Annotated in this window: 17 protein-coding genes and 1 tRNA gene; 2 read left to right on the plus strand and 16 right to left on the minus strand. The window is 67.4% G+C overall.

Annotation, left to right across the window (positions count from 1 at the left end; all coding sequences use genetic code 11):
• Positions 1 to 194: 194 nt before the first annotated feature.
• The 10 genes from fusA to ACKUB9_RS32505 all read right to left on the minus strand — a co-directional run bounded on the left by fusA (position 195) and on the right by ACKUB9_RS32505 (position 17,167).
• On the minus strand, positions 195 to 2,273 hold the full coding sequence (gene fusA, locus ACKUB9_RS32460; RefSeq protein ID WP_407530478.1) for an elongation factor G: 2,079 nt from the start codon (positions 2,271 to 2,273) through the stop codon (positions 195 to 197).
• A gap of 28 nt (positions 2,274 to 2,301) precedes the next feature.
• Entirely contained in the window at positions 2,302 to 2,772 is a 471-nt protein-coding gene (rpsG, locus tag ACKUB9_RS32465) for a 30S ribosomal protein S7 (protein WP_238241475.1), read from the minus strand.
• Between the two features lie 131 nt (positions 2,773 to 2,903).
• Positions 2,904 to 3,275: a 30S ribosomal protein S12 gene (rpsL, locus tag ACKUB9_RS32470; RefSeq protein WP_407530481.1), complete on the minus strand. Its 372-nt coding sequence runs from the start codon at positions 3,273 to 3,275 to the stop codon at positions 2,904 to 2,906.
• Positions 3,276 to 3,678: 403 nt separating this feature from the next.
• On the minus strand, positions 3,679 to 3,903 hold the full coding sequence (locus ACKUB9_RS32475) for a hypothetical protein (RefSeq protein WP_407530483.1): 225 nt from the start codon (positions 3,901 to 3,903) through the stop codon (positions 3,679 to 3,681).
• Positions 3,904 to 3,920: 17 nt separating this feature from the next.
• Complete coding sequence (locus ACKUB9_RS32480) at positions 3,921 to 4,955, minus strand: chymotrypsin family serine protease (protein ID WP_407530485.1); 1,035 nt, start codon at positions 4,953 to 4,955, stop codon at positions 3,921 to 3,923.
• Positions 4,956 to 5,302: 347 nt separating this feature from the next.
• Complete coding sequence (gene rpoC, locus ACKUB9_RS32485) at positions 5,303 to 9,505, minus strand: DNA-directed RNA polymerase subunit beta' (RefSeq protein WP_407530487.1); 4,203 nt, start codon at positions 9,503 to 9,505, stop codon at positions 5,303 to 5,305.
• Positions 9,506 to 9,684: 179 nt separating this feature from the next.
• Positions 9,685 to 13,809 (minus strand): DNA-directed RNA polymerase subunit beta, encoded by a 4,125-nt coding sequence (rpoB, locus tag ACKUB9_RS32490; protein ID WP_407530489.1) that lies wholly within the window; start codon positions 13,807 to 13,809, stop codon positions 9,685 to 9,687.
• A gap of 265 nt (positions 13,810 to 14,074) precedes the next feature.
• The gene (gene rplL, locus ACKUB9_RS32495; RefSeq protein WP_407530491.1) at positions 14,075 to 14,455 is read right to left on the minus strand and encodes a 50S ribosomal protein L7/L12; all 381 of its coding nucleotides are present in this window, start codon (positions 14,453 to 14,455) and stop codon (positions 14,075 to 14,077) included.
• Between the two features lie 51 nt (positions 14,456 to 14,506).
• Positions 14,507 to 15,034: a 50S ribosomal protein L10 gene (gene rplJ / locus ACKUB9_RS32500; protein ID WP_407530493.1), complete on the minus strand. Its 528-nt coding sequence runs from the start codon at positions 15,032 to 15,034 to the stop codon at positions 14,507 to 14,509.
• A gap of 501 nt (positions 15,035 to 15,535) precedes the next feature.
• Positions 15,536 to 17,167 (minus strand): B12-binding domain-containing radical SAM protein, encoded by a 1,632-nt coding sequence (locus ACKUB9_RS32505; protein ID WP_407530495.1) that lies wholly within the window; start codon positions 17,165 to 17,167, stop codon positions 15,536 to 15,538.
• Between the two features lie 173 nt (positions 17,168 to 17,340).
• On the opposite strand from ACKUB9_RS32505, the gene ACKUB9_RS32510 reads away from it, so the two are divergent.
• Positions 17,341 to 18,816, plus strand: coding sequence for a S8 family peptidase (locus ACKUB9_RS32510; protein WP_407530497.1), 1,476 nt, complete (start codon positions 17,341 to 17,343; stop codon positions 18,814 to 18,816).
• Between the two features lie 15 nt (positions 18,817 to 18,831).
• Entirely contained in the window at positions 18,832 to 19,053 is a 222-nt protein-coding gene (locus ACKUB9_RS32515; RefSeq protein WP_407530499.1) for a hypothetical protein, read from the plus strand.
• Between the two features lie 105 nt (positions 19,054 to 19,158).
• Here ACKUB9_RS32515 and rplA read toward each other — a convergent pair whose 3' ends face one another.
• From rplA to ACKUB9_RS32545, 6 genes are all read right to left on the minus strand, one after another.
• Positions 19,159 to 19,869 carry a 50S ribosomal protein L1 gene (gene rplA, locus ACKUB9_RS32520; protein WP_407530501.1) on the minus strand — a complete coding sequence of 237 codons (711 nt, stop codon included), beginning with the start codon at positions 19,867 to 19,869 and terminating at the stop codon, positions 19,159 to 19,161.
• A 12-nt stretch (positions 19,870 to 19,881) separates the two neighbouring features.
• Positions 19,882 to 20,331 (minus strand): 50S ribosomal protein L11, encoded by a 450-nt coding sequence (gene rplK, locus ACKUB9_RS32525; RefSeq protein ID WP_109960483.1) that lies wholly within the window; start codon positions 20,329 to 20,331, stop codon positions 19,882 to 19,884.
• A gap of 224 nt (positions 20,332 to 20,555) precedes the next feature.
• Positions 20,556 to 21,089, minus strand: coding sequence for a transcription termination/antitermination protein NusG (gene nusG / locus ACKUB9_RS32530; protein ID WP_012330356.1), 534 nt, complete (start codon positions 21,087 to 21,089; stop codon positions 20,556 to 20,558).
• A 13-nt stretch (positions 21,090 to 21,102) separates the two neighbouring features.
• Complete coding sequence (secE, locus tag ACKUB9_RS32535; RefSeq protein ID WP_238241486.1) at positions 21,103 to 21,414, minus strand: preprotein translocase subunit SecE; 312 nt, start codon at positions 21,412 to 21,414, stop codon at positions 21,103 to 21,105.
• Positions 21,415 to 21,599: 185 nt separating this feature from the next.
• Positions 21,600 to 21,676: transfer RNA gene (locus tag ACKUB9_RS32540), tRNA-Trp, on the minus strand.
• Between the two features lie 185 nt (positions 21,677 to 21,861).
• A partial coding sequence (locus tag ACKUB9_RS32545; RefSeq protein WP_490390956.1) for an EF-Tu C-terminal domain-related protein occupies positions 21,862 to 21,931 on the minus strand: 70 nt, incomplete at its 5' end.

Consider the following 21,931-nt stretch of genomic DNA (forward strand, 5'->3'; position numbering starts at 1 on the left):
CCGTGGTCCACGTGACCGATCGTCCCGATGTTGCAGTGCGGCTTCGTCCGCGAAAACTTTTCCTTGGCCATCGCCAAACTCCGTCGATCTTCGAATTCAGGGGTGGTGCGCGGCGCCCGGTCCGGAGACGGCGCCGCGGGTGCCGGATCCGGACGGGCCGGATCCGTCTTAGGGGGTGAGCGTCAGCCCGCGTATCAGCCCGCGTACTTGGCGACGACCTTCTCGGCCTCGCCGCGCGGAACCTCCTCGTAGTGGTCGAACTGCATCGTGAAGTTCGCGCGCCCCTGGGTGAAGGAGCGGAGCTGGTTCACGTAGCCGAACATGTTGGCGAGCGGCACCATCGCGTTGATGACGTTGGCGTTGCCGCGCATGTCCTGGCCCTGGATCTGACCGCGCCGGGAGTTCAGGTCGCCGATGACCGAGCCGGTGTAGTCCTCCGGGGTCACGACCTCGACCTTCATCACCGGCTCGAGCAGGACCGAGCCGCCCTTCTGCAGCGCCTCGCGGAGCGCCGCCCGCGAGGCGATCTCGAAGGCGAGGGCCGAGGAGTCGACCTCGTGGTAGGCGCCGTCGATCAGCTCAACCTTGATGTCGACCACGGGGAAGCCCGCCAGGATGCCGGCGGTCATCACGCTGTTGAGGCCCTTCTCGACGCCCGGGATGTACTCCTTGGGCACCGAGCCGCCGACGATCTTCGACTCGAACGCGTAGCCCGCGCCCGGCTCGTTCGGCTCCACGACGAGCTTCACCCGGGCGAACTGACCGGTGCCGCCGGTCTGCTTCTTGTGGGTGTAGTCGATCTCGGTCCGCTTGGTCAGTTTTTCCCGGTACGCCACCTGCGGCTGGCCGATATTGGCCTCGACCTTGTAGGTGCGCTTCAGGATGTCGACCTTGATGTCGAGGTGGAGCTCGCCCATCCCCTTGAGGATGGTCTGGCCCGACTCCTGGTCGGTGGAGACGCGGAAGGACGGATCCTCGGCGGCGAGCTTCGAGAGCGCGATGCCGAGCTTTTCCTGGTCCGCCTTCGACTTCGGCTCGACGGCGATCTCGATGACGGGCTCGGGAAATTCCATCTTCTCGAGGATCACGGCCTTCTGCGGGTCGCAGAGCGTGTCGCCGGTGCGGGTGTCCTTGAGGCCCGCGAGCGCCACGATGTCACCGGCGAACGCCTCCTTGATGTCCTCGCGGTTGTTGGCGTGCATCAGGAGCATCCGCCCCACCCGCTCCTTCTTGTCGCGGGTCGAGTTGATGACGTTGGCGCCCGACTCGACCTTGCCCGAATAGACGCGGCAGAAGGTGATCGTGCCGACGTGGGGGTCGTCCATGATCTTGAAGGCGAGCATGGAGAAGGGGTCGGTGTCCGTCGGGCGGCGCACCACCTCTTCCTCGGTCTTGAAGTCGATGCCCTTGATCTCGCCGCGGTCGGCGGGAGACGGCAGGTAGTCGACCACGGCGTCGAGGAGCGGCTGCACGCCCTTGTTCTTGAAGGCCGAGCCGCACAGCACCGGATGGAAGGCGCGCCGCTGCACGGCGGTGCGCACGAGCCGGCGCATCGTCTCGTCGTCCGGCTCGGTGCCGTCGAGGTAGGCGGTCATGGCGTCGTCGTCCATCTCGACGCAGGCCTCGACCAGCTTGGTGCGGTACTCCGCGGCCTGGTCGGCGAGGTCGGCCGGGATCTCCTCCTCGGAAAAATTGGCGCCGAGCGCCTCACCCGACCAGACGATCGCCTTCATCTTGATGAGGTCGATCACGCCCTTGAAGTTCGACTCGGAGCCGATCGGCAGCTGCAGGCAGACCGGCTTGCCGGCGACGCGGTCGATGATGTCGGCGACGCACTTGAAGAAGTCGGCGCCGATCTTGTCCATCTTGTTGACGAACACGACGCGCGGCACGTCGTACTTGTCGGCCTGACGCCACACGGTCTCGGTCTGGGGCTCGACGCCCTGGTTGCCGTCGAGCACGCACACCGCGCCGTCGAGCACGCGCAGGCTCCGCTCCACCTCGATGGTGAAGTCGACGTGGCCGGGGGTGTCGATGATGTTCAGGCGCTTGTCGCGCCAGAAGCAGGTGGTCGCAGCCGAGGTGATCGTGATGCCACGCTCCTGCTCCTGCTCCATCCAGTCCATCGTGGCGGCGCCCTCATGGACCTCGCCGATCTTATGGGACTTGCCGGTGTAGTAGAGGATCCGCTCGGTCGTCGTGGTCTTGCCGGCATCGATGTGGGCCATGATGCCGAAGTTGCGGTAGTCCTCGATCGCGTGCGTGCGGGGCATCGGGGGGCTCCTGAAGCTGTGGGCCGCTTTACCAGCGGTAGTGCGAGAAGGCGCGGTTGGCCTCGGCCATCCGGTGCGTGTCCTCGCGCTTCTTGACGGCGTTGCCGCGGTTGTTGGCCGCGTCCAGCAGTTCGGCCGACAGGCGCTCGACCATCGTGCGGTCGTTGCGGGAGCGGGCGGCCTGGATCAGCCAGCGGATCGCCAGGGCCTGACGGCGCTCGTGACGGACCTCGACCGGCACCTGGTAGGTGGCGCCGCCGACGCGCCGCGAGCGCACCTCGATCGCCGGCGCGACGTTGTCGAGGGCGGCCCGGAACACCTCGATCGGGTTCGCCCGCGCGCGGCTCTCGATGATGTCGAAGGCGCCGTACACGATGCTCTCGGCGACCGACTTCTTGCCCTCGTACATGACCGAGTTCATGAACTTGGTCAGGACGACGTCGCCGTACTTGGCGTCCGGGATGATCTCGCGCTTCTCGGCGCTGTGGCGGCGGGACATCGCTCGCTCCGTTCAGGTCTTCGAAAAGGGTCTGGTACGTCCCGCGCAGGCCGCCTTGAGCTTGTGGGCCGGCGGCATCCTTGCGGGACAGGCGATAAGGTCGTGGTGTGCGAAAACGTCCTGGTCGGCGCTTACTTCGGCCGCTTGGCGCCGTACTTCGAGCGGCGCTGCTTGCGGTTCTTGACGCCCTGGGTGTCGAGCACGCCGCGCAGGATGTGGTAGCGCACGCCCGGCAGGTCCTTCACGCGGCCGCCGCGGATCATGACGACCGAGTGCTCCTGAAGGTTGTGGCCCTCGCCCGGTATGTAGCCGATCACCTCGAAGCCGTTGGTCAGCCGCACCTTGGCCACCTTGCGGAGCGCCGAGTTCGGCTTCTTCGGGGTGGTGGTGTAGACGCGGGTGCAGACGCCGCGCTTCTGCGGGCAGGCCGCCAGGGCCGGCACCTTGTTGCGGCTCTTCTGGATCTTCCGCGGATTGGCGATCAGTTGGTTGATCGTCGGCATGCCATTCCTCTCGCAACGCATCGCCGTTCGAGGCGACCGTCAAATTCATCTCGTCCGGGCGGCTCGCGCCCTGTCCCTCAGGCAAGACAATCGCCTTCAGGCAACGCAAATCGCGCCCCAGGCTGCGGATCAGCCTTTGGCGCGCCATGCGAGCAGAGGACCACCGGAGCTCGCGCCCCCGCGGTCTTGCCGGTCTGACACGTGTCAGTCGGTGTGAAGTTCGGTCGCGTTTAGGCGGCGTGGATCGAGGCTCAGAGGCACGTCGATCGGCTGTCGCCTACGGCCAGCCGTTCAGTGGGGGCGCTCATAGCCCGTCCCCAGAAACGCGTCAAGGAAAAATCAGGCTTCTCGCATGGCCCGGATCAGATGCCCGGACACCAGCGCAAGGGTCAGGCGCCAAGGGTCAGGCGAAGGTAGCTGGCTCTTCGATGGTCAGGAGCACGGGATACGGCAAGGCGTCGCGCTCGAGGCTGCGAAGGGTCGTGCGCTGCTCGTCCGTTTCACCTGTGGTCGGAGCGCTAAGATAGACGCGAATCGCATTCTGTGCCCGCGCGAGCCCGATCGCATGGATGCCCGACCGGCCGATATAGCGGCGGCTCAGCTGCCTCTTCGTTTCAACGAGTGACATCGCGATCTCCTGAGCGTTCACACGAGGGCGATTTCGAGGGTGGTCAGAACCTGGTCGATCGGATGAGCCAAACCGTAGGTGCCGTCTCTCCCGCTCTCGCCGCCGCCTGCGAACAGAAGGGCGATCGCCGCTGGGGAATCCCGGTCGACGATCAGCGAGCCGCTGTTGCCCTGCGGGGCAATCGCATCGTAGCCCGTGCTGGGCTCAATGCGAAGCTGATTTTCGAATAAGGTTACGCAAGTCTTGGTCCCGCTCGGGATTTGGACTTGCGCGTCCAAAGACTCATCCGTGATCTGCCCTTCGGTGTAGCCTGTCGTACGCCCATGCAGCCGCACCGGCATTGTATCTGTCCCAATCATCGTTCCACTAATCGCGCCGATGGAGCAAAGTTCCGGTCGCCATTCGATATCGTCAAGCAATTCGGCGATAGCAGCATCGATGTGGCTCATGCCGCCGCTCAGATTAAGCGGAACATAGCGGGACAATTCGGCAATTTTGTCTGGACCGGTCCCCCCGTCGAGAGAGCCGGGTTGAAAGACGGCGCTGCCCGGTCGCCCAGAGTTGATCGGCGACAGGACATGCTTGTTGCTGAGTACGTAGATGCGCTGCGGGTCATCGGTTGGCCGCGTCGACCGGCAGAAGTAGGCCAGCGTTCCGGCGATGTTGCCGGCATGTCCGATGCTGGTGCCGGCGATCAATGGACGCAGGTGCGCCTGCCGTTGGACGCTGCACGGCTGCGACGCGCTCAGCACGGCTCGGGGCGATTCGATCACGTCGGTCGGGATGCCGTCGATTTCGGCCGGCAGACGCATGCCTGTGTCAAGCTTCGCAGCGGGTTGCTTCCTGTCGACGTAGAGCTTCACGGCCGTCACGCCATCCAAGCGTCCGCCGGCCATCTTGCGCCCGATCCCAACCGCGTGAACGCCGCTGTTCTCTGAGGCACGCGCGGCCGCCGCGCTCCAGGATGCCGCGCCAGTCGCGGATCCGGTCTCACCGCCGAGAAGATAGCGCCGACTCAGCATACGCTTGATTTCCAGAAGGTCGCTCGTCATCTGACCGTCGGCCTCGAGTGTGCAACCGGTAGTGTTGCTGATTCCTTGACCCGCTCAAATTAATGTTGCCGGAACCGAAGGATAGACCCCTTGCGGCGGAAAAGACTTTTTTACGCCCTCGTTTGCTCTGACCGGTCGCCGATGATCCATTTCCTTGCTCGAAAGGATGATGTCCGGAATTTCGAACCAGAAATGGGGAAATCTTGCGCTTGACTACCGATGAGTGCGGTTGTGACAAATCTGCATCATTTCGGGCCGTTGATGCGGCGTTCTGAAACGAGGAAGGGCCGAGGCCGCATCACTGCGACCCCGGCCCCTTCCTCATCACACTGTCCGGTCCCCTCGCCCTACTCGGCGGCGGGCAGCTCCTGCAGGGCCGCGCCGCTCTCCGCGGTCTTCTGGGCCATGATCAGGTCGTCGCGGCGGCGCGCGATCGACTTGATGTCGGCGATCATCGCGCCGGTGCCCGCCGGGATGAGCGAGCCGACGATGACATTCTCCTTCAGGCCTTCGAGCAGGTCGACCTTGCCGTTGACCGCCGCCTCGGTGAGGACGCGCGTGGTCTCCTGGAACGAGGCTGCCGAGATGAACGAGCGGGTCTGCAGCGAGGCCTTGGTGATGCCGAGCAGCACGGGGACGCCCTGCACCGGCTTCTTGCCTTCGCTGATCAGCTGCTCGTTGATGTCGGCGAGCTCCGTCCGGTCGATCTGGTCGCCCGTCAGGATCTCCGAATCGCCGCTGTCGGTGATCTCCACCTTCTGCAGCATCTGCCGGACGATCACCTCGATGTGCTTGTCGTTGATCGACACGCCCTGCAGCCGGTAGACCTCCTGGATCTCGTTGACGAGGTAGGCCGCGAGTTCCTCCACGCCCTTGATCGCCAGGATGTCGTGCGGGGCCGGGTTGCCGTCGACGATGAAGTCGCCGAGTTCGACCACGTCGCCGTCCTGCAGGTGGATGTGCTTGCCCTTCGGGATCAGGTACTCCACCGGCTCGGAGCCGTCGTGCGGGGTCAGCGTCAGGCGGCGCTTGTTCTTGTAGTCCCGCCCGAACGCGATCGTCCCCGATTTCTCGGCGATGATCGCCGCGTCCTTCGGCCGGCGCGCCTCGAACAGCTCCGCCACCCGCGGCAGACCGCCGGTGATGTCGCGGGTCTTGGCGCTCTCGGTCGAGACGCGGGCCAGGATGTCGCCGGCCTTGACCCGGGAGCCCGGATCCACGCCGATGATCGCCTCAACGGGCAGGAGCGCCCGAGCGTCGGAGCCGCGCGGGAGTTTCTGCACCTTGCCGCCCGTGTCGTGGATCGCGAGCGCCGGACGCAGGTCGGCGGTGCGCGCCGAGCCCCGCCAGTCGATGACGACGCGCTTGGCGATGCCGGTCGACTCGTCGGTGGTCTCGGTGATCGACTGGCCGTCGATCAGATCCTCGTAGGCGACGATGCCGTCCACCTCTGTCAGGATCGGCCGGGTGTAGGGATCCCACTCGGCGATGCGCTGGCCGCGCTTGATGGTGTCGCCCTCGTCGACCCGCACGCGCGCGCCGTACTGCAGGCGGTGGACCGCCCGCTCGGTGCCGTCCGGCCCCACGATCACCACCGCCACGTTGCGGCCGATGGCGATCAGGTCGCCGTCCGAGTTGCGCGCGAGCCCCCGGTTGCGGATCCGCACCGTGCCCTCGAAGCTCGACTCGATGAAGGACGAGTCGGCGATCTGGGCCGCACCCCCGATGTGGAAGGTGCGCATGGTGAGCTGCGTGCCCGGCTCGCCGATCGACTGCGCCGCGATGACGCCGACCGCCTCGCCCTGGTTGACGGGCGTGCCGCGGGCGAGGTCGCGCCCGTAGCAGGTGGCGCAGACGCCGTTCTTGGTGGCGCAGACCAGCACCGAGCGGATCTTCACCTCCTGGATGCCGGCCTTGGTGATCGGCTCCAGATGGCGCTCCTCGATCGTCGTGCCCTTGGCCACGATGATCGAGCCGTCCGCCGCGGTCAGGTCCTCGGCCGTGGCGCGGCCGAGGATGCGGCTGGCGAGCGAGGCGACGACCTGCCCGGCATCCACGATGGCGCGCATGCGGATGCCGTTGTCGGTGCCGCAATCGACCTCGCGGATCACCGCGTCCTGGGCCACGTCGACCAGGCGGCGGGTCAGGTAGCCCGAGTTCGCCGTCTTGAGCGCCGTGTCGGCGAGGCCCTTGCGGGCGCCGTGGGTCGAGTTGAAGTACTCGAGAACGTCGAGGCCTTCCTTGAAGTTCGAGATGATCGGGCTCTCGATGATCTCGCCCGAGGGCTTGGCCATCAGGCCGCGCATCGCCGCGAGCTGCTTCATCTGCGCCGGCGAGCCGCGGGCGCCCGAGTGGCTCATCATGTAGATCGAGTTGACCTGCTTGTCGGCGCCCTTGTCGTCCTTCTGCACCGACGAGATGCGGTTCATCATCTCGCTGGCGAGGCGGTCCGAGCACTTCGCCCAGGCATCCACGACCTTGTTGTACTTCTCGCCCTGGGTGATCAGGCCGTCCTGGTACTGCTGCTCGTAGTCCTTCACGAGCGCGCGGGTCTCATCGACGATCGACCACTTGTTCTCGGGCACCACCATGTCGTCCTTGCCGAACGAGATGCCGGCCTTGAACGCGTGGCTGAAGCCCAAGCCCATGATGCGGTCGCAGAAGATCACCGACTCCTTCTGACCGCAGTGGCGGTAGACGGTGTCGATCATCGCCGAGATCTCCTTCTTGGTCATCAGCTTGTTGACGACGTCGAAGGGAACCTTGCGGTGGCGCGGCAGCACGTTGGAGAGGATCACGCGGCCCGGCGTGGTGTCGTAGGTGCGCGTGACCTCCTCGCCGTCCGGGCCGAGGCCCTTCCAGCGCCACTTGATCTTGGTGTGCAGCGTGACCGAGCGGGAGGCCAGCGCGTGCTCCAGCTCGCCGAAATCGCCGTAGACGCCCTGCATCGGGTTCTGCGGGTTGTTCGACTTGTACTCGCCCGGCGCACCGTCGGCGACGATGGACAGGTAGTAGAGCCCGAGCACGATGTCCTGAGAGGGCACGATGATCGGCGCGCCGTTCGCCGGGTGCAGGATGTTGTTGGTCGACATCATCAGCACGCGCGCTTCCAGCTGCGCTTCGAGCGACAGCGGGACGTGCACGGCCATCTGGTCGCCATCGAAGTCCGCGTTGAAGGCGGCGCAGACCAGCGGGTGGAGCTGGATCGCCTTGCCCTCGATCAGCTTCGGCTCGAAGGCCTGGATGCCGAGCCGGTGCAGCGTCGGCGCCCGGTTGAGCATGACCGGGTGCTCGCGGATCACCTCGTCGAGGATGTCCCAGACCTCCGGCTTCTCCTTCTCGACGAGCTTCTTGGCCTGCTTCACCGTGGCCGAGAAGCCCTTGGCGTCGAGGCGCGCGTAGATGAAGGGCTTGAACAGTTCGAGCGCCATCTTCTTGGGCAGCCCGCACTGGTGCAGCTTCAGCTCCGGGCCGACCACGATGACCGAGCGGCCCGAATAGTCCACGCGCTTGCCGAGCAGGTTCTGACGGAAGCGGCCCTGCTTGCCCTTGAGCATGTCGGCGAGCGACTTCAGCGGGCGCTTGTTGGCGCCCGTGATGACGCGGCCGCGCCGGCCGTTGTCGAACAGCGCGTCGACGGCCTCCTGCAGCATCCGCTTCTCGTTGCGGATGATGATGTCGGGCGCGCGCAGCTCGATCAGCCGCTTGAGGCGGTTGTTGCGGTTGATGACACGCCGGTAGAGGTCGTTGAGGTCGGAGGTCGCGAAGCGGCCGCCGTCGAGCGGCACCAGCGGGCGCAGATCCGGCGGGATGACGGGGACGACCGTCAGGATCATCCATTCCGGCTTGTTGCCCGAGAGCTGGAACGCCTCGATGATCTTGAGGCGCTTCAGGAGCTTCTTGGGCTTCAGGTCGGAGGTGGTGGTGGCGATCTCCTGGCGCAGGTCGCCCGCGATCTTTTCCAGGTTGAGGTCCTGGAGGATGCGCCGGATGGCCTCGGCGCCGATCATCGCGGTGAAGCTGTCCTCGCCGTACTCCTCCTGCGCGCGCAGGTACTCCTCCTCCGACAGGAGCTGACGCTCCTTGAGGGGGGTGAGGCCCGGCTCGATGACGACGTAGGACTCGAAGTAGAGGATGCGCTCCAGGTCCTTGAGCGCCATGTCGAGCAACAGGCCGATGCGGCTCGGCAGCGACTTCAGGAACCAGATGTGGGCGACGGGCGCGGCCAGCTCGATGTGGCCCATGCGGTCGCGCCGCACGCGCGCGAGCGTGACCTCGACGCCGCACTTCTCGCAGATCACGCCCTTGTACTTCATGCGCTTGTACTTGCCGCACAAGCACTCGTAATCCTTGATCGGTCCGAAGATCCGCGCGCAGAACAGGCCGTCACGCTCGGGCTTGAACGTGCGGTAATTGATCGTCTCGGGCTTCTTGATCTCGCCGTAGGACCAAGACAGGATCTTCTCAGGCGACGAGATCGAGATCTTGATCTGGTCGAAGCTCTGAGGCTGAGCCTGCTGGTTGAAAAGATTCATGACCTCTTGGTTCATGATCTGCTCCTGAGCTGACGGGGCGCCCCGTGGGCCGGTGGGCTGCCGCCGTGCTGGTCATCGCGCCGGGTCGGGGCCGTCCGTGCACGGCGCCCTTCCGTTCGTTCGAAATCCGTCCGCCGCCGCGAAACATCCGTCCCGCGGCGCGCCGTCATGCCGTCGTCGGAGGGGTTTTTCCCCTACTCCGCCGCCTCCGGCGGCGCTTCGAGCTGGTCGTTGGCGGCCCGCTTGGAGGAGATCAGCTCGACGTTGAGGCCGAGCGAGCGCATCTCCTTCACGAGCACGTTGAAGCTCTCCGGGATGCCCGCCTCGAAGGTGTCGTCCCCGCGCACGATGGCCTCGTAGACCTTGGTGCGGCCGGCGACGTCGTCCGACTTGACGGTGAGCATCTCCTGCAGCGTGTAGGCCGCCCCGTAGGCTTCGAGCGCCCACACCTCCATCTCGCCGAAGCGCTGGCCGCCGAACTGCGCCTTGCCGCCCAGCGGCTGCTGGGTGACGAGCGAGTAGGGACCGATGGAGCGCGCGTGGATCTTGTCGTCCACGAGGTGGTGCAGCTTCAGCATGTAGATGTAGCCCACCGTGACCTTGCGGTCGAAGGGCTCGCCGGTGCGCCCGTCGTAGAGCGTCGACTGCCCCGAACGGTCGAGCCCGGCCATCTCCAGCATCGCCTCGATGTCGGCCTCCTTGGCGCCGTTGAAGACCGGGGTCGCCATCGGCACGCCGCGGCGCAGGTTGTTGCCGACCTCCGCCAGATCCTGATCCGTCAGGCCGTCCAGCTCGGACGGGCTGTAGATCTTCGCCATCTGCTCGCGCAGCGGGTGGACATCGTGCGTGCGCAGGTAGGCGTCAACCGCCTGCGACACTTGGCGGCCGAGGCCTGCGGCGGCCCAGCCCAGATGCGTCTCGAGGATCTGGCCGACATTCATGCGGCTCGGCACGCCGAGCGGGTTGAGCACGATGTCGGCGTGCGTGCCGTCCTCCAGGAACGGCATGTCCTCGATCGGCACGATCCGGGACACCACGCCCTTGTTGCCGTGGCGGCCCGCCATCTTGTCGCCGGGCTGGATCTTGCGCTTCACCGCCACGAAGACCTTGACCATCTTCATGACGCCGGGGGGCAGCTCGTCGCCGCGCTGCAGCTTCTCGACCTTGTCGAGGAAGCGCTGCTCCAGGCGCTTCTTCGACTCGTCGTACTGCTTCTGCATCGCCTCGATCTCGGTCATCAGACGATCGTCGATGACCGCGAACTGCCACCACTGCGAGCGGGGATAGTCGGTGAGGTTCTCGCGGGTGAGGGTCGTGTCCTTCCGAAAACCCTTCGGGCCGGCGACCGGGGCCTGCCCCACCAGCACGTCGGCCAGACGCGCGTAGGTGTTGCGGTCGAGGATCGCCTGCTCGTCGTCCCGGTCCTTGGCGAGACGCTCGATCTCCTCGCGCTCGATGGCCTGGGCGCGCTCGTCCTTGTCGACGCCGTGGCGGTTGAACACCCGGACCTCGACGATGGTCCCGGTGACCCCGGGCGGAACCCGGAGCGAGGTGTCGCGCACGTCGGACGCCTTCTCGCCGAAGATGGCGCGGAGCAGTTTTTCCTCCGGCGTCATCGGGCTCTCGCCCTTCGGAGTGATCTTGCCGACCAGGATGTCGCCCGCGTGGACCTCGGCGCCGATGTAGACGATGCCGGCCTCGTCGAGGTTCTTGAGCGCCTCCTCCGAGACGTTCGGGATGTCGCGGGTGATCTCTTCCGGCCCGAGCTTGGTGTCGCGGGCCATCACCTCGAATTCCTCGATGTGGATCGAGGTGAACACGTCATCCTTCACGATCCGCTCGGAGAGCAGGATCGAGTCCTCGAAGTTGTAGCCGTTCCACGGCATGAACGCGACGAGCACGTTGCGGCCGAGGGCCAGTTCGCCGAACTCGGTCGAGGGACCGTCGGCGATGATGTCGCCCTTCTTCACGACCTCGCCCACGCGCACCAGCGGCTTCTGCGTGATGCAGGTCGACTGGTTCGAGCGCTGGAACTTCTGCAGCCGGTAGATGTCGACGCCGGGCCGGGTCGGGTCCGTCTCCTCGGTGGCGCGCACCACGATGCGGGTGGCATCCACCTGGTCGATGACGCCGGCGCGGCGCGCCGCGATGGCCGCGCCCGAATCGCGGGCGACCACCGCCTCCATGCCGGTGCCGACGAAGGGCGCGTCGGCGCGAACGAGCGGCACCGCCTGGCGCTGCATGTTCGAGCCCATCAGCGCGCGGTTGGCGTCGTCGTTCTCGAGGAACGGGATCAGCGCCGCGGCGACCGACACGAGCTGCTTGGGGCTCACGTCCATCAGGTCGACGCGGTCGGGGGCGACCACGATGACCTCGCCCGCGCGGCGGCAGACCACGAGGTCCTCGGTGAGGCGGCGCTCGGCATCCATCGCGGCGCTCGCCTGCGCCACGTAGTACTTCGCCTCCTCCATGGCCGAGAGGTAGACCACCTCGTCGGTCACGACCCCGGCCTTCACCCGCCGGAACGGGGTCTCGATGAAGCCGTACTTGTTCACCCGCGCGAAGGTGGCGAGCGAGTTGATGAGGCCGATGTTCGGGCCTTCCGGCGTCTCGATCGGGCAGATGCGGCCGTAATGGGTCGGGTGCACGTCGCGCACCTCGAAGCCGGCGCGCTCGCGCGTCAGGCCGCCCGGCCCGAGCGCCGAGAGACGCCGCTTGTGCGTCACCTCGGAGAGCGGGTTGGTCTGATCCATGAACTGCGAGAGCTGCGAGGATCCGAAGAACTCGCGCACCGCGGCCGCCGCGGGCTTCGCGTTGATGAGGTCCTGCGGCATCACGGTGTCGATGTCGACGGACGACATCCGCTCCTTGATGGCGCGCTCCATGCGCAGGAGCCCCAGGCGGTACTGGTTCTCCATGAGCTCGCCCACCGAGCGCACCCGGCGGTTGCCGAGGTGGTCGATGTCGTCGATCTCGCCCTTGCCGTCGCGCAGGTCGACGAGCGCCTTGACCACCGCGAGCATGTCCTCGCGCCGCAGCGTCCGCACCGTGTCGGCCGCGTCGAGGTCGAGGCGCATGTTCATCTTCACGCGCCCGACCGCCGAGAGGTCGTAGCGCTCGGCATCGAAGAACAGCGAGTGGAACATCGCCTCGGCGGTGTCGAGGGTCGGCGGCTCGCCCGGGCGCATCACCCGGTAGATGTCGAACAGCGCGCCTTCCCGGGCCGAGTTCTTGTCGACCGCCAGCGTGTTGCGGATGTAGGGGCCGACGTTGACGTGGTCGATGTCGAGCACCGGGATCTCCTCGGTGCCGACGTCGGTCAGGCCCTTGAGGAGCTTGTCGGTGATCTCGTCGCCGGCCTCGGCGTAGATCTCGCCGGTCTTGTAGTTGACCATGTCCTCGGCGATGTACTGGCCGAGCAGGTCCTCGTCGGTGGCGCGCAGGGCCTTCACGCCCTTCTCGGCGATCTGCCGGGCGGTCCGGGCGGTCAGCTTCTTGCCGGCCTCCAGCACCACCTCGCCCGAATCCGCGTCGATGAGGTCGGTGGAGGCCTTGAAGCCCTTCAGACGCTCGGCGTCGTAGGGCACGCGCCAGTCCGCCCCGTCACGCACGTAGGTGACGCGGTTGTAGAAGGTCGAGAGGATTTCTTCGCCGTCGAGCCCGAGGGCGAACAGCAGCGAGGTGACCGGGATCTTGCGCTTGCGGTCGATGCGCGCGTGCACGATGTCCTTGGCGTCGAACTCGACGTCGAGCCAGGAGCCCCGGTAGGGGATGATGCGGGCGGCGAACAGGAGCTTGCCCGAGGAGTGGGTCTTGCCCTTGTCGTGGTCGAAGAACACGCCCGGCGAGCGGTGCATCTGGGAGACGATGACGCGCTCGGTGCCGTTGACGATGAAGGTGCCGTTCTCCGTCATCAGGGGCATGTCGCCCATGTAGACGTCCTGCTCCTTGATGTCCTTGACCGACTTGGCGCCCGTATCCGGATCGACGTCGAACACGATCAGCCGCAGCGTCACCTTGAGCGGCGCGGCGAAGGTGATGCCGCGCTGGCGGCACTCGTCGACGTCGTATTTCGGCGCCTCGAACGTGTACTTGACGAACTCGAGCAGCGCGGTCGAGGAGAAGTCGGAGATCGGGAAGACGGACTTGAAGACGGATTGCAGGCCCTCATCGGCCCGTCCGCCCTCGGGCTCGTCCACCATCAGGAACTGGTCGTAGGACGCCTTCTGGACCTCGATGAGGTTCGGCATCTCGGCGACTTCCCGGATCTTGCCGAAGAACTTGCGAATGCGCTTGCGACCGACCAGCGTGTTGGCCATAGGTGACCTCGCTCCTCATCCACCGCATCATCGGGGCCCGGCGGGACGCGGATCGTTCCGCATCGACCGTCCGTAGGCCGGAGCGCCGCGGGGCCGGCGATCCTTGAAACCCGAACGAACCTATATGGGGATCCCGACCCCGGATCCCGAGGGGGCCGCCGAAGCGGCCCAAGCCCGCGGGCGAGAACCCGCGGGCTTGGGGGCTGCGAACACCGGTGAGGCATCCGCGGCGTGGGAAGGCGGGTCCGCGAGGACCCGCATCGTCTTACTTGAGCTCGACCTTGGCGCCGGCCTTCTCGAGCTGGGCCTTGAGCTTGGCGGCGTCGTCCTTGGACACGCCCTCCTTGACCGGCTTCGGAGCGCCCTCGACGAGGTCCTTGGCCTCCTTGAGGCCGAGGCCGGTGATCGCGCGGACCTCCTTGATGACCTCGATCTTCTTGTCGCCGGCCGCGGCCAGGACGACGGTGAACTCGGTCTGCTCCTCGGCAGCCGGGGCGGCGGCGCCACCCCCGGCCGGGCCGGCGGCCACGGCGACGGCGGCGGCGGCCGAGACGCCCCACTTCTCTTCGAGCATCTTGGCGAGTTCGGCCGCCTCGAGGACGGTCAGCGACGAGAGGTCGTCGACGAGCTTGGCAAGATCAGCCATTTTCCATTCCTGCGTGTTGTCGGTTTGAACGATGATGAAGGCGAACAGCCGTCAGGCCGCTTCGTCCGTCTTGGCACTGTCGGCATAGGCCCCGAACACGCGCGCGAGCTTGGCAGCCGGCGCGTTGACGACCTGGGCGATCTTGGTCGCGGGCGCCTGCACGAGGCCCACGATCTTGGCGCGCAGTTCATCGAGGGACGGCAGCGTGGCGAGCGCCTTCACGCCGTCCGGGTTCAGGGCCGTCGCGCCCATGGCGCCGCCGAGGATCACGAGCTTGTCGTTGGCCTTGGCGAAATCCACCGCCACCTTCGCGGCCGCGACCGGATCGCTCGAATAGGCGAGCAGGGTCGGGCCCTTCAGGAGGGGCTGGATGGAGGCGACGTCCGTGCCTTCGAGAGCGATGTTGGCGAGGCGATTCTTCGCGACCTTCACGGTGGCGCCGGCCTGCTTCATCTGCGCGCGCAGCTTCTGCATGTCGGCGACCGTGAGGCCCTTGTAGTGGGCCACGACGATCAGCGAGGTGGTGGAAAACACCCCGTTGAGCGACGCGACGAGATCAGCTTTTGCTGCTCTGTCCACCGGGCTCTCTCCGGTTGGCGGAACCGGGATCGGCTCCGCCGGTTGCACATGCCGCCCACGATTGAGCCGGGCCTTGGAAGACCGCGGCGATCGCGAGCGACGCTTCACGGCCCTGTCCCCGTTCCGGCGGCTTTTGCGGGCCGCGCAGCCCGGGCGAGATGGTTCAAACCGACGGCCCCGCCCGCCCTCTCGGACGGATGGAGCCTGTGAAACTTCGGTCTTCCCCGTCTGTGCAGGCTTGGGGATTAAGCCGGCGAACCGGCGCCTGCAGTCTCGGACAGGACATGGCCGGACGGGGCGCGAGGGGAAACCCCTTGAGCCCGCCGGCCACTCGTCACCCGGGGATCCGGGGACGTCTCGTCAGAACACGACCGATCGGTCGGTCCTCTCGTGTGTGTGAAAACGTGGAGGGGGGTCTATAGCGGCGTGCAAGCCGCCTGCCAAGTGCCGCGGGACGCGGAAAATGGAGTTATTCGGTCGCAGGGCGGCGACGCTCCCGCCTCACGCCGCCTCCCGCTCCGTCCGGCCCCGGCGCCACCAGCCGCCGGAGCGGGAGGCGGCGCGCTCGACCCGCTTCGTGGCGTAGAACGAGGCGTTCTGCTCGCCCCGGATCGCCTCGCGGCTGAAGCGGATCAGGTGATGGGCGACGAAGCCCATGTTGAACACCGCCTCGATCTGCCCCCGCCGCAGCGCGTAAGCGGCCGCACGCCAGAAGGCCCGCCGGTAGTCGGAGAGCAGGCCCACCTGCACGGCGATGTTGAAGCCCAGGGTGAGCCCGCGGCGCAGGTTGGTGCGCGTGAGCTTGCCCGACAGCGGCGTGGTGATGCGGTGGCGGTAGGTGACGTCGATCTGGTGGCGGAACCGGTCGAAGATCCGCTCGGGCGCGTAGGCGTGCGCCACGGCCCGGCGCCAGCTCGCCACGACCTCATCGTGCGGGCGCAGGAAGCGGACGTTCGATTCGAGGGCGGGATCGTCGACGAGACGGCCCTCCCGGGCGAGCCGGTCCCACAAGGGCGTGCGCGGCAGCGCCTGGAGCAGGTTCATGGTCAGGACCGGCACCCGCGAGCGGTCGATGAAGGCGAGCAGCCGCTCCTCCGACTCGGCCGTGTCGGTGTCGAGGCCGACGATGATCCCGGAGGTCACCTCCAGCCCGTAGGAATTGAGCGTCGCGATGCCCTCCAGGAGCGGCACGGCGGCGTTGTGCTGCTTGTCGATGCTCTTGAGCGCGTCGAGTTCCGGGGTCTCGATGCCGACGAACACCGTCATGAAGTTGGCCTGGCGCATGAGCTCGAGGATCTCGGGCTGCTTGGCCATGTTGAGGGTCGCCTCGCAGGCGAATTGCAGCGGGTAGTTCCGGCGCTTCTGCCATTCCACGAGGTGGGGCAGCATCTCCCGCGTGGCCTTGCGGTTGCCGATGAAGTTGTCGTCCACGAAGTAGACGACCGCCGGGTGGCCGGGCTGGGCGACGATGGCGTCGAGTTCGGCGAGCAGCTGCTCGGGGGTCTTGAGCCGCGGCTGGCGGCCGTAGAGGGCCGGGATGTCGCAGAACTCGCAGCGGTAGGGGCAGCCCGAGGAGAATTGCAGCGAGCCGATCAGGTAGCGCTTGAGCGGCACCTGCGCGTAGGCCGGGGCGGGAAAGTCCGCGAGGCCGAGGCGTTCCTTGGTCTCCAGCCGCACCTGCGCGGGCGGGCGGTCGACGCCGGCGTCGAGCCGGCGGATCAGCTCGTCCGTCGCGTCGCCGATCTCGCCGATATGGATGTAGTCGAAGCCCGGATACTGCTCGGGCGAGCCCGAGACCGAGGGACCGCCCAGCACCGCGACGCATCCCGCCGCCTGGGCACGGACCTGGATGTCGCGGATCTGCGGCGCCTGGACGTGCATGCCGGAGACGCACACCGCCTCCGCCCAGGCGAATTCCTCGGCCGTGGCGGGGCGGATGTTCTCGTCGATGAAGCGGACCTCCCAGCGCTCGGGCATGTAGGCCGCGATGAGGAGCAAGCCCTGCGGCGGCATGAACGCCTTCACGCCACCCATCAGCGGGTAGGCGTGCGAGAAGGTGCCGAAGGAGGGCGTGTAGGCGGGAAAGACGCAGAGGATGCGTCGCGAGGAGGAGACCGGGACGGAGCTGCGCATGGCGCACAATCTAGCACAGCGCGGCCGGACGGCGTCCCCCCGGCGCCCGATTTTCCCGTCGCGACCGCGCCGAGGGCCCGGCGTGGAAATCTCCCTTCCATGCCCGCCGTATTGCCGCGGTCATCGGCGTCAGCGATCCTCGGGGCAGAGAAGATCCGCGCAGGGAGGAGCCGGTGGCCAAGCTTCGTGTGCTCGTCGAGATCGTCCCGACCGTCGAACAGGCTGCGCTGGCGATGGCGTCGTCCGCCAGCATCCGACCGGCGAGTTCGGCCGACCTGTTCGCCCTGGCCGAGGCGATGATGGCCGGGCTTCCGGGGACCGGCATCGAGGTGACGGACGCCTTCGGCCCCATTCCCCTGGCGGCCGCGGATGCGTCGCTGGAGGCCGCCTCGGGCGAGCCCGCCCTCGCGTCGGCGTCGTCCACGTCGAGCCGGCGGCGGCGCGGCGGACCCAAGGCGGCCTCGCCGCCCCTGACGAACGTGGCGTCGGTGGTGCTGCCCTGCGAGGTCACGACCGCGGGGCTTCACGAACTGGAATCGCGATCCGACGTGGTGGTCTGGCCGGACAGCCGCCTCTCCCTGACGCAAGGCTCCGCGCCGGATGAGGGGCTTGTCGGCCTGCTGGATCTCGCGACGAGTGCCGGGGGCACCGACTGCCGCCCGTTCCGGCCCGGCGTGTCCGTCGAGGCGATCCGCACTCTGCTCGGGGTCGAGGCCCTGTGGCGGGACGGCTTCCGCGGTCAGAACGTGATCGTCGGCATCCTCGACGAGGGGGTGAGCAACCTCTACCCCGTCGTTGGTGGGCACCAGACCACGACGGAGCGGCGCTGGGGGCTGGCCGCGATCACGAGCCACGGCTCGATGTGCGCCGCCGACATCCTAGTCGCCGCGCCGGCCGCCCGCCTGTATGACTACCCCTTCCTCGGGCAGCCCAGTTCCGGTGGCGCCATCGCCATGTTCCAGGCGGTGCTGGACCAGCACCGTCGGGACGGTACGCCGCATCTCACCAACAACAGCTACGGCTTCGTCAGCGTGCCCCCGCGCGAGACGATGCCGAACCATGAGATCTGGAACTTGAACCACCCCGTGCACCGCAAGGCGCGCGAGGTCGTGGCGGCCGGAATTCCGTGCTTCTTCGCGGCGGGCAATTGCGGTGAGAACTGTCCGAGCGGGGCATGCCACCCCTCAGGCATCGGTCCCGGCCTTTCGATCCACGCTTCGAACAGCCTCGCCGAGGTGATCACCGTCGCGGCGGTCAACAGCCGGCACGAGCGGGTGGGCTATTCCAGCCAGGGTCCCGGGATGTTCGAGCGGGCGAAACCGGACGTCGCGGCCTACACGCACCTCTTCGGCAATTTCGGACCCGGACGGCCCGGCGGGCTCGCCCAGCCCTACGACAACGGAACCTCGGCGGCGACGCCGGTCGCCTGCGGCGTCGGGGCGGCCCTGCTCAGCGCCTTCGCGGACCTCTCCCCCGCCGCGCTCAAGGCGGCCCTGATGCAGAGTGCCCTGGACATCGGGCAGCCGGGACGCGATTTTCTCACCGGAAGCGGGGTGGTCAACGCCGCAGCGGCCTACCAACTCCTGCGGGGGGAAGGACGCATGCCGGGCCGCGTGCGGCCGCGACTGCCGGACGACCGGGTGGCGTGAGCGAGGAGTCGGACCATGAAATGGCTGGTGACCGCCGAGCGCCGCCTGGACGCACGGAACCTCGGCAAGGCGCTGGAACCGGCCGGCGCACACGTTGTGGACGAGCAGACCGCGACGCCGCTTGGAGAGGGCGAGCGGGTCTGGGAGGTCGAGGGCCCGCCCAACCTTGATGCCAAGCTCGTGGGCGTCAAGTCGATCACTGGCGTTTTCCCGTCCTCGACCATGACCTTGTACTGACGTCCCGCGCCGGTCGTCGGGTCTCCAACTCGGGTCGTCCAAGACGCAAGAAAGGCCCGCCCCGTGTCCGGAGCGGGCCTTCTGGTGTGCCGGACGGATCGCGGATCAGGCCGAGGTCTGCGCCGCGAGCACGCTCGCCGGATCGACCTTGATGCCCGGGCCCATCGTGGAGGAGACCGCGATGCGCTGGATGTAGGTGCCCTTGGCGCCCGTGGGCTTGGCCCTGGCCACCGCATCCGCGAAGGCGCGGGCGTTCTCGACGATCTTCTGGTCGTCGAACGAGATCTTGCCGATGCCGGCGTGGACGATGCCCGCCTTCTCGACGCGGAACTCGACCGCGCCGCCCTTGGCGGCGCCGACCGCGCCCTTCACGTCCATGGTGACGGTGCCGACCTTCGGGTTCGGCATCAGGCCGCGCGGGCCCAGCACCTTACCGAGGCGCCCGACGAGGGGCATCATGTCCGGGGTGGCGATGCAGCGGTCGAAGTCGATCGTGCCGCCCTGGATCGTCTCCAGCAGGTCCTCGGCGCCCACGATGTCGGCGCCCGCCGCCTTGGCCTCGTCGGCCTTGGCGCCGCGGGCGAACACCGCCACCCGCACGGTGCGGCCGGAGCCGTTCGGCAGGTTGCAGACGCCGCGGACCATCTGGTCGGCGTGACGCGGATCGACGCCGAGATTCATCGAGATCTCGAAGGTCTCGTCGAACTTGGCGGTGGAGCGCTCCTTCAGGAGCTTCACCGCGTCGGCGAGCGGGTAGACCTTGGTCGGATCGATGCCCTCGCGGGCGGCGCGGATGCGCTTGCCTTCACGTGCCATGCTGCCCTCCCCTTAGGCCGTGATCTCGAGACCCATGGCCCGGGCGGAGCCGCGGATCATGGCGACGGCCGAATCGACCGAGTCGCAGTTCAGGTCGGGCATCTTCTTCTCGGCGATCTCGCGGATCTGCGCCTCGGAGACCTTGCCGGCGGGCGCGCCCTTGCCGGGGGTCTTCGAGCCGGAGGCCGGCTTCTTGCCGATCTTCATCCCGGCCGCCTTCTTGAGAAAGAACGACACCGGCGGCTGCTTCATCTCGAAGGTGAAGGAGCGGTCCTGATACGCGGTGATGATCACCGGGATCGGGGTGCCCTTCTCGATCTGCGCGGTCTTCGCGTTGAAGGCCTTGCAGAATTCCATGATGTTGAGGCCGCGCTGACCGAGCGCGGGGCCGATCGGCGGCGACGGATTGGCGGCGCCGGCCGGCACCTGAAGCTTCACGTAACCCGTGATCTTCTTCGCCATGGGACTGCTCCCGTTGGTTGCCTCGCGCCCTCAGGGGCTCGAGCGAGGCGGTTGCAGGTCGCGGTGCGGCCCGGATTCCCGGCGGCGAACCGGGCGGACCTTCCGCGGGTGATGAGCGAATAGGGAGTAGCGAATAGCGAATAGCTGCGTCGGGCAGGCGGACAGGCTGCCGCCGGGCACGACGCCCTCTATTCGCTATTCGCTACTCCCTATTCGCGGTACGATCAGACCTTCTCGACCTGACCGTATTCGAGTTCGACCGGGGTCGCCCGGCCGAAGATGGAGACCGCCACCTTGAGGCGGGAGCGGCTCTCGTCGACCTCCTCGACGACGCCGTTGAACGACGCGAAGGGGCCGTCGGCGACGCGCACCGACTCGCCGACCTCGAAGGAGATCGACGCCTTCGGGCGCTCGGTGCCTTCCTGGACCTGGCCCTTGATGCGCTCGGCCTCGGCGTCGGGGATCGGCACCGGCTTCGACTTGTCGGCCCCGAGGAAGCCCGTGACCTTCGGGGTGTTCTTGATGAGGTGATAGACCTCGTCGGTGAGGTCGCACTTCACCAGCACGTAGCCCGGGAAGAACTTCCGCTCGGCATCGACCTTGCGGCCGCGGCGAACCTCCACGACCTTCTCGGTCGGGACCATCACCTCGTCGAACTTGTCGAGCAGGCCGCGCTGGGCAGCCTGATCCTTGATCGACTGCGCGACCTTGTTCTCGAAGTTCGAGTAGGCGTGGACGATGTACCAACGCTTCGACACGGTGCTCAACTCCTCAGGCCCCGATGCCCAACACCAGGGTGACGAGGTAGCGCAGCACCTGGTCCACGACGACGAAGAAGATGCTTGCCGCCACCACCATGACGAAGACCATCAGGGTGGTGATCAGGGTCTCCTTGCGGGTCGGCCACGTGACCTTGCGGCCCTCGTCGCGCACCTGCTGCAGGAACTCGAACGGTCCGACGCGCTTGGGCGCGGGCCGAGAGGGCGGCGTGGGCGCGCCGGCGCCTCCGCCGCGGGGCGCGGGGGTGCCGCGCGACGCATTGCGCCCGAGGTCCACTTTCTTGGTCGCTTCGTTCGATGCCATTGTCCGACGTACCGTCGCCGCTCGAAACCAACAGGGGCGCGAAGCCTGGCCCTTCCCAAGCCTGCGCCGCTGCCTTGTCCGATCTGGGATGGCGATGCGTCTAGCGCAGTTGCGCGGGCTTGTCGATGGCCCTGCAGGCTGCCGGGGACGGGGTGGTGGGCGGCTCGGTGCTTGGCAGGGGTCCCTGGCAGGAGTGGAGGGACTCGAACCCCCAACCCCCGGTTTTGGAGACCGGTGCTCTGACCAGTTGAGCTACACTCCTCAAGGCGCCGAGGCGCGCACGCTCTGTGCCGCATGGCGCCGCCGGATGCAAGAGGCTTCGTGGCGCGGGGCTTCGCGGCGCGAGCCGGGCCGGAGACGCCCTGAACGCAGCGGGGCCGGCGCATGCCGCGCCGGCCCCGCTCGTCCCGTTGCGTCCGGGGGCTGCCCGGACGCGAAGAGTCGGATTTATTCCGAGATGCTCGCGACGACGCCGGCACCGACGGTGCGGCCGCCTTCGCGGATGGCGAAGCGCAGC

The organism is Methylobacterium oryzisoli (assembly GCF_046557895.1).
Taxonomy (GTDB): domain Bacteria; phylum Pseudomonadota; class Alphaproteobacteria; order Rhizobiales; family Beijerinckiaceae; genus Methylobacterium; species Methylobacterium oryzisoli.